10 protein-coding genes are annotated in these 13,883 nt (G+C 67.9%); 5 read left to right on the top strand and 5 right to left on the bottom strand.

Annotated features, from left to right (window positions below; translation table 11 throughout):
* Positions 1-200 precede the first annotated feature (200 nt).
* From ACFYRH_RS24350 to ACFYRH_RS24330, 5 genes are all read left to right on the top strand, one after another.
* Positions 201-3,650, top strand: a complete 3,450-nt coding sequence (locus ACFYRH_RS24350) for an NACHT domain-containing protein (RefSeq protein WP_387779471.1) — start codon at positions 201-203, stop codon at positions 3,648-3,650.
* 80 nt (positions 3,651-3,730) lie between these two features.
* Positions 3,731-5,029, top strand: a complete 1,299-nt coding sequence (locus ACFYRH_RS24345; protein WP_387779468.1) for an alpha/beta hydrolase-fold protein — start codon at positions 3,731-3,733, stop codon at positions 5,027-5,029.
* A complete protein-coding gene (locus tag ACFYRH_RS24340; RefSeq protein ID WP_387779465.1) occupies positions 5,026-5,829 on the top strand; it encodes an SGNH/GDSL hydrolase family protein in 804 nt (267 codons plus the stop codon). The genes ACFYRH_RS24345 and ACFYRH_RS24340 overlap by 4 nt, the downstream gene beginning before the upstream one ends.
* A gap of 26 nt (positions 5,830-5,855) precedes the next feature.
* Entirely contained in the window at positions 5,856-6,377 is a 522-nt protein-coding gene (locus tag ACFYRH_RS24335) for a SigE family RNA polymerase sigma factor (RefSeq protein ID WP_387779462.1), read from the top strand.
* On the top strand, positions 6,374-7,504 hold the full coding sequence (locus tag ACFYRH_RS24330; RefSeq protein ID WP_387779459.1) for a hypothetical protein: 1,131 nt from the start codon (positions 6,374-6,376) through the stop codon (positions 7,502-7,504). Before ACFYRH_RS24335 ends, ACFYRH_RS24330 begins: the two co-directional genes overlap by 4 nt.
* Before the next feature lie 52 nt (positions 7,505-7,556).
* Here the strand turns inward: ACFYRH_RS24330 and ACFYRH_RS24325 are convergent, their stop codons facing one another.
* The 5 genes from ACFYRH_RS24325 to ACFYRH_RS24305 all read right to left on the bottom strand — a co-directional run bounded on the left by ACFYRH_RS24325 (position 7,557) and on the right by ACFYRH_RS24305 (position 13,678).
* The gene (locus ACFYRH_RS24325; protein WP_387779456.1) at positions 7,557-8,624 is read right to left on the bottom strand and encodes an ABC transporter ATP-binding protein; all 1,068 of its coding nucleotides are present in this window, start codon (positions 8,622-8,624) and stop codon (positions 7,557-7,559) included.
* Between the two features lie 26 nt (positions 8,625-8,650).
* Positions 8,651-9,643: an ABC transporter ATP-binding protein gene (locus ACFYRH_RS24320; RefSeq protein WP_387780666.1), complete on the bottom strand. Its 993-nt coding sequence runs from the start codon at positions 9,641-9,643 to the stop codon at positions 8,651-8,653.
* Between the two features lie 98 nt (positions 9,644-9,741).
* Positions 9,742-10,755 (bottom strand): ABC transporter permease, encoded by a 1,014-nt coding sequence (locus tag ACFYRH_RS24315; RefSeq protein ID WP_387779453.1) that lies wholly within the window; start codon positions 10,753-10,755, stop codon positions 9,742-9,744.
* Between the two features lie 98 nt (positions 10,756-10,853).
* On the bottom strand, positions 10,854-12,629 hold the full coding sequence (locus tag ACFYRH_RS24310; protein ID WP_387779450.1) for an ABC transporter substrate-binding protein: 1,776 nt from the start codon (positions 12,627-12,629) through the stop codon (positions 10,854-10,856).
* 56 nt (positions 12,630-12,685) lie between these two features.
* Positions 12,686-13,678, bottom strand: coding sequence for an ABC transporter permease (locus ACFYRH_RS24305; protein WP_387779447.1), 993 nt, complete (start codon positions 13,676-13,678; stop codon positions 12,686-12,688).
* Positions 13,679-13,883 lie beyond the last annotated feature (205 nt).

Raw genomic sequence — 13,883 nt, 5'->3', positions numbered from 1 at the left:
GACGACCACGGCTGGCTGGAATGTAGGAGCGTTGGACCGGCGGTACAACGCCCGCCGTTCGACATTGTCGAACGCCAACCTGCCCAGCCCGGACTGCGACACACGGCAACTGCCTGATCACTCACCGACCGCACCGACCCGACCGCTCGCAGCGATAGGTTGGGCTCCCACCTCCGCACCCGCCCCTGAGGAGCCCGCCTGTGGCCGTCTCGCCGTACACCTTCAAAGGTGCGCTGGCAGTGCTCGACATCGACGACCGGAGCCGCACGGCGCTGGAGAGATTCTTCGGTACGGCGATCTTCGCCGGCGCCGGCGCCGCGGCCCTCGCCGGCGGACCGGTCGCCGGACTCACCGCCGCGGCCTGGCTGTCGCTGGTCGACCCGAAGAACGAGGCGGTGAGTCTGCTCGACGGCCTCGTGAACACCGTGTCGAAGCGCCTGCGCGGCACCCGCGCGAAGAACCAGCTCGACCTGGTGGTGGCCGCACACACCATCACGGCCGTCTCGTCGTTCTTCGACGCGCTGCCGCAGGTCACCGGGCCAGCGCACCGCGACCTCGCGCTGACCGACCGCGAACGCAGCCGTCTCCTCGAGGTGCCCGGAACGGACCGCGACGACCTGTTCGAGGTCGCCGTACCGATGTCGTCGCCGGAGCTCGGGCTGACCGAGAACATCGAGCGCAACCTGAAACCGTACTACGAGCGGCTCGCGCGACGCTGCGTCGACTTCTTCTCCGGTCTGGAGGCCTGGTCGCGTGACCCCGCACCACCGGCCGGCGTACGGGACGCGATCGTCGCCCGCGCGGTGCAGCTCTACCGGAGCCGGATGCTGGAGCTCAGCCCGTCGGCGCCGTTCGGTCTGTGGGTGACGCTCAACGAGTTCGCGGCGACCCGCGCGGAGATCCGCGCTCAAGGCGACCTTCAGGCCGCTGCGCTCGGCGAACTCCGGACGATGCTCACGATGGTGATGCCAGGCTTCCCGACCGGCCGGAACAGCTACCGCGAGAAGCTCGCGCTGGCGGCGCGCGAAGTACTCGACGAGCCGCTGCTGCGGTCGCGGACTCAGGCGATCGCCTCGCCGACGGTCCGCGACGGGTTCGTCGAGCCGTCCTTCCACCACGCGATCGCGGACGACAGTTCGCGCCCCTCCGACGAGGACTGGTGGTCGGCGCAGCCGGAGCACACGTCGCTGGTCGAGTACCTCGCGAGCTATCTGGCCAGTCCCGACGGTGCCCGACGGCCACTGCTCCTGCTCGGCCATCCCGGCGCCGGTAAGTCGTTGCTGACCGAGGTGCTGGCGGCCCAGTTGCCGGAGGATGCGTTCGCGGTGGTCCGAGTACCGCTGCGTTCGGTCAACCCCGACGACGACCTCACGCTGCAGATCAACAAGGAGCTGCAGCGCACACTCCAGCGCCCCAACGCCGACCTCGACGAGCTACGCCAGGAATGCGGCGCGTGCGAAACCTGCGGCGAGCCAGAGACCTGTCCGCACCGCTGCCACCTCGTCGTACTGCTGGACGGCTTCGACGAGCTCGTCCAGGCGACCGGCGTGACCCAGTCGGCGTACCTCTCCAAGATCGAATCCTTCCAAAAACGCGCCCGCACCCTCGGCGCCCCCACCTCCGTCATCATCACCTCCCGCACCCTCGTCGCCGACCGGGCGGAGATCGCGGCCGGCACCCCGATGATCAAGCTGTGCGAATTCGACGAGTCCCGCATCGCCCAGTGGCTGACAGCCTGGAACGCCGCACACGGCGACATCGCCGGCTTCGCACCACTCCAGGTCGGCGAGATGACGGCGTCGCACGAGATTCGCGAGCTCACCGCTCAGCCGCTGCTCCTGCTGATGCTCGCCGTCTACCTCGCCGAGCTGGGCACCAGCGAGTTGGGGAGCGCCGAACTCACCCGGAGCGAGCTCTACCAGCGCATCATGGACCGCTTCATTTACCGGCAGATCACCGAGAAGACCGCCCTGGACCGTCCGGAGAACGAACAGCAGCTGCTGCAGCGTCAACTGCGCCGCCGGCTGCAGTACGCCGCGATCGGCATGTTCAACCGTGGGCGCCAGCACATCACCGACAACGAGCTGAACGCCGACCTGGCCGCGCTCGAGCCACGCCCTGCCGAGCCGGCCGCGGCGCTCCAGCCGCTGACCGCAGGCGACCGCGTACTCGGTGAGTTCATGTTCGTGCACAACGCACGGGCCGACCGCGAACAGCGCAACGCCTACGAGTTCCTGCACGCCACGTTCGGCGAGTTCCTGGTCGCGGAGCTGGTCCTGGAGCTCCTCTTGCACCTGATGCGCCACCGGGACCTCGAAGCCACCGCACTCGTCCCGCAGCCGAACGGCCTCGACGACGACCTCCTCCGCCGCCTCCTCAGTCACCAGCCCCTGACCACCCGGGCTCCGGTCACGACCTTCGTCACCGAACTCGTGGATCGCCTCCAGCCGTCCGAACGCCAGTCGCTCCTCGCCACGATCAGCGAAATCCTCCGCCGGGAGCTCACCCGTCCCGACAACGGCGACCCGCTCTACCACCCGCTCCCCTACGACCCTGTACGCCGTCGAGCCTGCTACTCCGCCAACCTGACGCTCCTGCGCGTCTCGCTCGATTCCCACCCGACCCCGCTCGAGTTGGTCGTCGGCCCAGGGAACATCGCCGGCTGGATCCGCATGGTCCGCCTCTGGCACGCAGGACTCGACGAGGCCACCTGGATCACGGTGGTTCGGGTGCTGGCGTTCGAAGCCACCGACCCGCCGGTCGCGCTTGCGAGGGCGCGGCTGACATACACGCTCGATCTGACCATCGACCCGCCGCTCAAGGAGGCCGAGCTGCTGGGTGACTACCAATTGAAGGCCGAACTCGTGGTCGGTTCCGCCGCGACCCGCGTGCCGAACGAAGCGTGGCGTCCGTCGGATTTCGCGGCGATGGACCAAATCGCAACCATTCACTTCCTCGGCACCGGCGTACCGCAGTTCGACAGTCTCTTGCCGTACGACGCATCGTGGTTCGGGGCCCTGCTGACTCTCCTGACCCAGGCGAGCGTGATCAACTTCAACGTCAAGCGGGCCATCATCTTTCTCCTCTCCCGGTCCGCGGTGAGTCTGCCGTTCGACCACGTGAAGGGCTTGCTGGCACATGTCCTGCCGGCGCTGCCGGACGGCTATGAGGTCGAACTGGCGTCGGTCGCCGCCTGCCATCCGGCGCTGCTCCACGAGACGCCCGGGCTTCGTGAGTACCTCCTCGAGGCCGGCCTGGACCGCGTCACGACCGTGGTCGCCCTGCTGTGGCGTGCCGAAGGCCGCGCCGCCGAGCCCGAGCGCCGCGAGCTGAGTGACCTGCGGTGGGAGATCGATCTCAGTGCCGTGAGGTCGATGCCGTTCGAGTGCGGTCACGTCTACTTCGCGCCCGAGTTCCTCACGTATCTGCGGGTCGAGCAGCCGCCGCACTGGATCGATCGAGACGGAGTCCCGCAGATCTTCGAAAGTCTCGAGGGCATGTATCTGGCGCGCATCGCGCCGGAGGATGCGCTGTACGTCGCGGAAACCTGGCCTGACGATGCCACTGACTTCGCTGTCGGATACCTGAGCAGCCGAGGCATTCCGGTTCAGGAGGGGGCGGACGCGGTCGAGGTGCTGAGGGGACGCTGAGAAGGCCCGGAGTCGGCGTGCCAACCGGTTGTTGTTGTGGGGCGTCTGGGGGGTGGGTCTACTGGTCTTGGAGGGACTGGATGAGCGTGTCGCTGCTTGGGGGATGGTTTCCGGCGGTGCTCGAGGTGCTGGCGGCCGGGGTGCTGGTGGTTGCGGTGGGGTGGCGGAACCGGCAGTGGCGGTTTCGGGTGCTGCCTGTGGTGGTGGGTGCGACCGCGCTGGTGGCGCTGATCGCGGCGTACCCGGGCGCCCGGTGGGCCGGGATCACCGATCCGTTGCCGTTCTCCGTGTGGTTGTGGTTCGGGCTCGCGGCCGGTGCGTTGATCGTGCTCGCGGCGGGCTGGCGGTCGGCGCGGTGGTGGCGGCGGGGTACGGCGGTGCTCGCAGCGGGCCTCGCGGCGCTGGTGTGCGCCAACGGGGTCAACCAGTTCGTCGGCTACTACCCGACCATCGACTCCGCGGTGAACGACTGGACCGACACTCCGTTGCCGGGTCAGGTATCGATGGCCGGCCTCGCGCACGACGCCGGAACCACCAGGCTGCCTCCGGCGGGCCGGCTGGTCGCGGTGAACATCCCGGCGACATACAGCCACTTCCACCACCGGCAGGAGCTCGTCTACCTGCCGCCCGCCTGGTTCCAGGGCGTGCATCGGCCGACGTTGCCCGTGGTCGAGCTGATCGGCGGCGAGCGGGGCGGCCCGGGTGACTGGGTGCGGCTCGGCAACGCCGTCCAGGTGTCCGACGAGTACGCGCACCGGCACCACGGGTGGGCGCCGATCCTGGTGTTCGTGGACGCGACCGCCCGGTTCGACAACGACACCGAGTGCGTGAACGGGCCGCGCGGGAACTCGGCCGACCACCTCGACCAGGACGTCCCGCGGTACATCGAGAAGACGTTCGGCGCCGCCAGGGACGCGCGGCAGTGGGCGGTCGCCGGGTTCTCGATGGGCGGCACCTGCGCGCTCGACCTGGTCGTCGAGCACCCGGACGTCTTCGACCACTTCGTCGACATCTCCGGCGACCTCGCGCCGTACACCAGTACGCCGGCCGCCAGCCTGCAGGACCTGTACGGCGGGAACGTGGCACTCGAGAAGGCCAACGAACCGCTGCTCGTGATGCACGCGCACCACGGCAAGTACACGAACGTCAACGGTCTGTTCCTGACGAGCACCGAGGAGCTGCGCCACCAGCACGAGGCGGAGGAGCTGTCGAAGGCGGCCGCGAAGGCCGGGATCTGGTCCCGGGTGGAGATCTCCCCCGGCACCCACGTCTGGCAGTTCGCGGCACCCGCTTTCGCCTCGGCCTATCCTTGGCTGGCGAACCAGCTCGCCCTCCCGGTGAGCCCGCACCAGGAAACGAGGCACACGAAACCGGCGTGATCCCCACACTGCGACGGCTGACGGTCGGCCTGCTCCTGATCGTGCTCGTCGCCGCCTTCCACGACGGCGACACGATCAGCGAGGTCGACCGCCCGCAACCTCCGGGCGCGATCGACGTGGTCGCGCTCGGCGACTCGGTCACGTCGGGCTCCAACTGCAACTGCGCGGGCTTCCCCCAGATGTACGGCGACCTGCTGCACGCCCGTACCGGTGCGACGGTGCACGTCGACAACCTCGGCGTCGGCGGTCTCGACTCCGACGGTCTGCTCCAGAACCTCAACCAGACCAATTCCCCCGCCCAGGTGGCCACGGCCCGCGCCGCCGTCGTACTCCTGACGATCGGCGCGAACGACTACGGCGATCACCAGAAGGACGTCACCAGTGGTCAGTGCGACGCCGATTGTGTCGGCGACGACTTCGAGCAGCTCACCGTCAACCTCGACCGGATCCTGAACCGCATCCACAGTCTTCGTGACGGTCTCCCGACGACGATCCTGGTCACCGGCTACTGGAACGTCTTCCAGGACGGTGACGTGGCTCAGCAGCAGTACCCGGCGAGCGGCCGGGTCGCCAGCGACCAGCTCACGCTGCGCACGAACGCCGCGGTCGCCGCCGCAGCGGCCGCGGACGACGCCACGTACGTCGACATCTACACCCCGTTCAAGCACAGCGCGAACATCACCTCGCTGCTCGCCGCCGACGGCGACCACCCGAACGCTGCCGGTCACGCCCTGATCGCGCGCCTGCTTCTCGCCACCACACCCAACGGTCCGGGCATCACGTCGCGTCAAGGCAGGTAGAGACCCCACACCACCGAGGGAACCTGATGCCCGACAGAGAAGGTACGGCGGCGTTCGCGGAGTTCGCCGCCGCCCGGCACGCGGCGCTCTACCGGTACACGTACCTGCTGACCGGCGACCGCGGACTGGCCGAGGACCTGTTGCAGGAAGCACTGATCAAGCTGTACGTCGCCTGGCCCCGCATCCGTGCAGGCACCGGCGTCGAGGCCTATGTCCGGCGGGTGATCACCAACACCGCGATCTCGTGGTGGCGCCGCAAGGCGTGGCGCTCCGAACGGCCGAACGACGACGTACCCGAGCAGCTCGCGCCCGGTGACGATCCGGATGCGCGGATGTGGTTGTGGGCGGAGATCCTCCGGCTCCCGGTCCGCCAGCGCGCCGCTGTCGTCCTGCGGTACTACGAGGACCTGACCGAACCGCAGACCGCCGAGATCCTCGGCTGTTCGGTCGGGACCGTGAAGAGCCAGGTCACCGCCGCACTCAAGAAGCTCCGCGCCCGGCTGGGCGACGACCTACCCCTCCTGGACAACGCAGGGAGCCACCGATGAACGATCTTCTGAAGGACACGTTGACCAGGCAGGCCGAGAGCACCGAGGCGCCGCCACTCGACCTGGAGGCCCTGATCGGCGCCGGCCGGCGCCGCACCCGCCGCCGCACGGTCACCAAGGCTCTCGCCGGTACCTTCGCCGCGCTCGCTGTCGTGGCCGCCGGCACGGTCGCCGTACGGGCCTTCGACAACGAACCCGCGACCGCCGGCCGATCGACCGCCGCGTACACCGAACGCCGCCCGACCTATGCCGTCGGCAACGTCATCCACTACGGCGACGAGCAGATCCAGGCCGCCGGCAAGGTCAGCGCGATGGTGCAGACGGACGCGGGCCTGATCTACGCGTCGGGCGCGGACGGCAAGCCGGGCAACGTGACACTGCTCGACAGCCGCGGCCGGACCGTCATCAGCGGACCGACCGAGTACCCGCGACTGATGTCCGACGGCCACTCCGTGATCGCCTGGTTCGAGGACGCCACCAAGGCGCAGCCGTACGGGAGCTTCGTCGTGTACGACGTCGCGAACCATCGCCAGCTGCGACGGCTCCCGATCGACGCCACGACCATGAACGGCCTGGCCGCACTCGACCGTGGCTATGCCTACGTCTGGGTTGGCAAGCGGCTCGACCGCATCGACCTCCGGACCGGTCGGCGCACACAGGTCCGCAACCTCGAAGGCCGCTCCATCGTCGACATCTCCGGCCCGAACTACCTGTACACCCGACCGGCCGGAGCCGCCTGGGCGCTCTACCTCGGCAACCTCCTCGGCCAGGGTGATCGGGACATGCGACTGGCCGGGGCCAGCGGTGTCGCCACCTGGATCGGAGGCTTCGCGCCGGACGGCAAGCATGCGGTCATCGGGGCGGACGACGACGGCTCGCCGGTCGGGCGGCTGCAGGTCACCACGACCCCCGTCGACAAGCACCTCTTCCTCAGGCTCAGCGACTACCCGTGGCAGCGGTTCGCCGGGTGGCTCGACAACGACCACTTCACGATGGCCGCTGCCATGGACCGTAAGAGCCCTGCCGACCTGCTGACCTGTTCGATCTCGTCCAGGAACTGCAAGGTCACGGCGCGCGGTATCGCACCCAGCCTGTTCCGGAACGGCATCGTCTACCTGACCCGATGAGCACAGGACAAGAGCGCCCGGCGATCACATCGCCGGGCGCTCTGGTTCGTTCTCAGCTTGCCGAAGCGGCAGACTTGGCCGTCTGCTCCTGTTCCGGCGTCGCGTTCTCCGGGAAGTGGCAGGCGGTCTGGTGCCCCTCGGACAGCTGGATCAGCGGCGGCTCGACCGTCTTGCAGATCTCCTGCGCCTTCCAGCACCGGGTGTGGAACCGGCACGCCGGCGGCGGGTTGATCGGGCTCGGGACGTCACCCTGCAGCCGGATCCGCTCCTGCTTGCCCTTGCGCTTGGTGTCCGGGACCGGGACCGCCGACAGCAGCGCGACCGTGTACGGGTGCATCGGGTTCTCGTACAGGCTGACGCGGTCGGCGACCTCGACGATCTTGCCGAGGTACATCACCGCGACCCGGTCCGACACGTGCCGGACGACCGACAGGTCGTGGGCGATCATCACGTACGTGAGGTCGAACTCTTCCTGCAGGTCCTCGAGCAGGTTCACCACCTGCGCCTGGATCGACACGTCGAGCGCCGACACGGGTTCGTCGGCCACGATCAGTTTCGGCCGCAGGGCGAGCGTCCGGGCGATCCCGATCCGCTGCCGCTGACCGCCGGAGAACTCGTGCGGGTACCGGTTGTAGTGCTCCGGGCTCAGACCGACCAGCTCGAGCAGCTCCTGCACGGCCCGCTTCACGCCGTGCTCGGTCTTCACGTTCTGCAGCTTGAACGGCGCCCCGACGATCTTGCCGACGGTGTGCCGCGGGTTCAGCGAACCGTACGGGTCCTGGAAGATCATCTGTACGTCGCGACGCAGCGGCCGCATCCGGCCCTCGCCGAGGTGGCTGATGTCGCGCCCCTCGAAGACGATCTTGCCGGCCGTCGGAGTCTCCAGCCGGGTGAGCAGCCGGCCGGTCGTGGTCTTGCCACAGCCGGATTCCCCGACCAGCGACAGCGTCTCGCCGCGGGTCACGCTGAAGCTCAGGCCGTCGACCGCCTGGACCGCACCGACCTGGCGCTGCAGCAGACCCTTACGGATCGGGAAGTGCTTGACCAGGCCCTCGACCGACAGCAGCTCCTCACCGATCTTCGGGACCTTCGGAGTCGATTCGGCGTCAGTAGATGTCACAGTCGGCGTCCCATTCCCAGTGCCGCTCACAGCTTCGGCAAGATGTCGGTCTCCCACGCCTGCTGGCGGTTCTGTGGGGAGAGGTGGCAGGCGACCAGGTGACCGTCACCGGTGTCGAGCAGCTCCGGCCGCTCGGTCTCGCTGGCGCCGCCGTTCAGGTGCGCGTAGTTGCAGCGCGGATTGAACGCGCAGCCCTTCGGCACGTTGATCAGGCTCGGCGGCGTGCCCTTGATCGGGATCAGCCGCTCGGTGCGCTCCCGGTCGATCCGCGGCATCGAACCGAGCAGACCCCAGGTGTACGGGTGCAGCGGCCGGTCGAAGATGTCCTCCGCGGTGCCGTACTCTGCCGCGCGGCCGGCGTACATCACCTGGATGTCGTCGGCCAGCTCGGCGACCACGCCGAGGTCGTGGGTGATGATGATGACGGCCGAGTTGAACTCCCGCTGCAGGTCCCGGATCAGGTCCAGGATCTGCGCCTGCACGGTGACGTCGAGGGCCGTGGTCGGCTCGTCGGCGATCAGCAGGTCGGGGTCACACGACAGCGCCATCGCGATCATCGCGCGCTGCCGCATGCCGCCGGAGAACTGGTGCGGGTACGCGTCCACGCGCCGGTCGGGCTGCGGGATGCCGACCCGGTCGAGCATCTCGATCGCGTGCTTGCGCGCGACCTGCTTGCTGACGTCGTTGTGCACCCGGTAGGCCTCGATGATCTGGTGGCCCACCGTGTAGAACGGGTGCATCGCGGACAGCGGGTCCTGGAAGATCATCGCCATCCGCTTGCCACGCAGCCGCCGGACCTCCTCGCGCGTCGAGGACACCAGGTCCTGGCCGTCGAGGAAGATCTGCCCGCTGATCTTCGCGACCCCGGGCTTGTGCAGGCCCATGATCGACAGGCTGGTCACGCTCTTGCCGGAACCGGACTCGCCGACGATCCCGAGTGTCTTGCCGCGCTCCAGCGTGAACGAGATGCCGTCGACGGACTTCACCAGCCCGTCGTCGGTCGGGAAGTGCACCTTCAGGTCGCGGACGTCGAGGAACGCCTCGCCGCGCTCGACCCGCTGGACCGGGCCCTGGGTCGATTCCTGCGCTGAATCCTGGACTTCTTCGATCGGCTCGCTCACGAGATCCGCACCCTCGGGTCGACTACGGCGTACAGGACGTCAACGATCAGGTTCGCCAGCACGATGAAGAACGCGGCGACCAGTGTCACGCCGAGCACCTTCGGCAGGTCGTTGGCCTGCAGCGCGATGACGGCGTACTGACCGATGCCCGGCAGCGAGAAGGTGGTCTCGGTGAGGATCGCGCCACCCATCAGCAGGCCGAGGTCCAGACCGAAGATCGTCAGGATCGGCGTCAGCGCCGACCGCAGGCCGTGCTTGATGATCACGTCCCGCTCGCCCAGGCCCTTGGCCCGCGCGGTCCGGACGAAGTCCTCGTTCATCGTCTCCAGCATGCCGGCCCGGGTGAGTCGCGCGTACGCCGCGGCGTACAGGAACGCGAGTGTCACCCACGGCAGGATCAGGTCGTAGGCCCACCACAACGGGTTCGTCTCGTCGAGTGGGTTCGTCCCGCCCTGCGCGGTCCAGCCGAGGCCGTAACTGAAGATGGACAGAGACAACAGGCCGGTGAAGAAGATCGGTAGCGAGACCCCGGCCAAGGCCACGCCCATGAGTGATCGGTCGAGGATCGAGCCACGTCTCAGTGCCGAGACGATGCCGGTCCCGACGCCGGTGACCAGCCAGATCAAGGCCGCACCACCCGCCAGTGAGGCGGTCACCGGTATTCGCGCGACCAGGTCCGGCCAGACCGGCGACTGGGTCAGGTACGAGTAACCGAAGCACGGCGCCGGGCAGTGCTCGGTGCCCGGGCCGTAGTTGTACTCCGTGCCGACGAACAGTCCCTTGATGAACCGGCCGTACTGCACGTAGAGCGGGTCGGTGAAGCCGAGCTTGATCGCGGTCTGGTGGATCTGCTCCTTGCCGACGCTCCGGCCGACGTACCGCGAGGCCAGGTCGTCCGCCGTGGCGCCGCCGAGCCGCGGGACCAGGAAGAAGATCGAGAACGTGACAGCCGTGACGATGAAGAGCAGGATCACTGCCCCGATCACCCGGCGGATCAGATATGCGAGCACCGTGCGCGGCGTGGTGGCCGATGGTCGTCAGCGACGATCATCGGCCACCGTCAGCCTTCACCTACCTCTGCTGGCGAAATGATGGTTGGTCAGAGCAACTACTTCTGGGCGAGGCCGATCGCCGCGTAGTCGTACATGTTCTGACCGTCGTTGGAGAAGACGTTGGCCAACGTGTCCGGGCGGTACAGCAGGCCCTTGGCCCAGATCCCCGGCAGCGCCGCCGCCTGCTCCATGACCTTCTTGTCGATGTCCACCCAGATCTTGTTCCGGGCGGTCTCGTCGGTCGTCTTCAGTGCCTGGTCGATCATCGTGTCGACCTCGGGGATGCGGATACCCAGGTTGGTGTTACCACCGGAGGCCCGGATCACCCGGCTGTCGACGATCTGGCTCAGGAAGCCGAAGCCGTCGTTCCAGTCCGCGCCCCAGCTGTAGACGATCAGGCCGAGCTTGTTCGCCTTCGCGAAGTCCGGCTTGCCGGCGTACAGCTTGGTGTAGTCACCGGTCGGGTAGGGCTTGGTGGTCAGGTTGATGCCGACCCGCTTCAGCGACTGCTGCAGCGTCTCGGCGACCGCCTTCTCCTTGGCCCGGTCGGTGCGGTACGTGATGTTCATCGGGAAGCCGTTCGGCTGACCGCACTGCTTCAGCTCGTCCTTGGCCTTGTCGACGTTGCCGTTCTTGTCGGTCTTGAAACCGTAGTCGTCGAACTGCTCGGAACCGGTGACACCCGGCGGCATCAGGTTCGTCGCGATGTCGCCACCGATCGGACCGCCGTACGCGCGCTGGTAGCCCTCGTGGTCGGCGGCGTACAGCACGGCCTTGCGGCAGTGGATGTTGTCCAGCGGCGGGACCTGGCTGTTGATCACGGTCCAGTTCAGACGCGGCGCCGGCACGTTGTCGGCGTGCGCCTTCAGCTTCGGGTCGGCGAGGATCTTCGCCTGGGTCTCCGGCTGCACACCGGTACCGGCGAGGTCGACGTCCAGGTCACCGGCCAGCAGCCGGTTGTCGATGTCGGTGCCCTCGACGTTGTACGCGATCGTGATCTGGTCCGGCAGCGCCTTGCGGCCCGAGTCCGGGTCGGTCGACGCGTCGTACTGGTCGTTGCGGACCAGGTTGAAACCACTGTTCGCGTTGTAGGTGCCGAACTTGTACGGGCCGGTCGCGATGGGGTGTTCCTTGTACTTCGCACCGGTGTCCTTGGCCTGCGGCACCGGGGCCGTCGACGGCAGCTGCGCGAAGTAGTCGAAGGATGCGAACGGCTTGTTCAGGTGGAACACGATGGTCTGGTCGTCCGGCGTCTCGATCGCCTTCGCGACCCCGGCCAGCGACTTGTCCTTGTAGACGCTGTAGCCCTGCGGAATGTCCAGCAGGAAGTCGTTGAAGTACGTCGGGCCGTTGGGCAGCGTGACCTTGTCCAGCGAGCGGGCGACGGCGTACTTGACGTCCTTCGAGGTGACCGGCGTACCGTCCTCGAACTTCACACCCTTGCGGATCTTGTAGGTCCACGTCTTGGCGTCGTCACTCGGCACACCCGGCGCCTCGGCCAGGTCCGGTACCGGCTTGGCGCCCTCGGCGCCCGGCTTCGCAGCGAACGTCATCAGCGGCCGGACGTAGTTGCGGACCAGGTTCCAGGACAGGCCGTAGTAGGTGTCGCCCGGGTCGGTCGAGTCCCATTGCTGGGTGATCGCCATCCGGAGCGTGCCACCCTTCTTGTCGCTCGGGTTGAACACCTTGCCGACCGCCGCGTTGTACTCCGCCGTCGCGCCGCCCTCGGAAGAGGAGCCGCCCGGCTTCGCCTTCGGTCCCCCACAAGCCACCAGGCTGAGGGCGACGGCCGCACTGACGGCGGTGGCCGTCGTGATGCGATTCCATCTCATCTCTTGTAGCACCCCTTTATTCGTGAGAGCCCAGGCTCCCTGGTTGGAGAGAAGTCCTACCGCGACCGCGGGTCGAGCGCGTCGCGCAGCCCGTCGCCGAACAGGTTGAAGGCCAGCACCGTGACGAAGATCGCCAGGCCCGGCGAGATCATGTACCAGGGGTCGACCGCGTACCACTTCGCCGCGATCGACAACATGTCGCCCCAGCTGGCGGTCGGGGGGCGAACACCGACACCGAGGTACGACAGACCGGCCTCGAAAAGCACGTTGGTCGGGATCAGCAGCGTCGCGTAGACGAGGATCGGGGCGATCAGGTTCGGCAGCAGCTCGGTGAACAGGATGTACGGGCGCCGCGCGCCCAGGCTCCGGGCCGCGTCGACGAACTCCCGCTCGCGCAGGGACAGCGTCTGACCGCGGATGATCCGGCCGATGTACGGCCAGCTGAAGAACCCGATGATGAACACGATCAGCGCGACCCGCAGCGAGTCACCGCTGAGACCGAGGAGCGAGTCCGGTACCGCGCCGACCAGCGCCAGCGCGAAGAGCACCAGCGGGAACGCCAGGAAGATGTCCATCAGCCGGCTGATCAGCGTGTCCACCCAGCCGCCGAAGTACCCGGCGGTGATGCCCATCACGACCCCGATCACCACCGACACCAGCGTGGCCAGGAACGCGATCAGCAGCGAGATCCGGGCGCCGTAGACGATCCGGGCGAAAATGTCGCGGCCGTTCACCGGCTCGACGCCGAGCGGGTGGTCCCAGCTGACGCCGCCGAACTTGCCGATCGGCGTCTGCAGGGACGCGTCGACGAGGTCCTGGTGGAAGTCGTTCGGTGTGACGCCGACCAGCTTGCACAGCAGCGGCGCGAAGATCCCGACCAGGATCAGGAGCAGGACGACGACGCCTCCGGCGATCGCGACCTTGTCCCGCTTCAGTCGCATCCAGGAGATCTGCCAGAGCGACCGGCCCTCGATCTTGCCGGCGCCTTCGAGTACCGCCTCCGGCTGTGCCGACGATGATCCCGGCTCGACCTCGAGTGGCGTGCTCACGCGCTGTGTACCCCTGCCTCGGTTCGGGTGAACCGGAACGAAATCCGGTGTGGCTGCCGCCTTAACCTGCCGCCATTACAGCCCGGAGTCAAACGCGGAAAGTGCTGCGTTGCCCGATCGTGATCGTCAGGAAATCGTCCCGGAATGTGGACTTTCCGCAGTAAACCACGCCGTCGCACCGACGGTCGCGGCGGCCTCGCGAACC

The sequence above is a fragment of the Kribbella sp. NPDC004875 genome (genome assembly GCF_042873375.1).
Classification (GTDB): domain Bacteria; phylum Actinomycetota; class Actinomycetes; order Propionibacteriales; family Kribbellaceae; genus Kribbella.
This window is presented reverse-complemented; position numbering and strand designations above follow the sequence as displayed.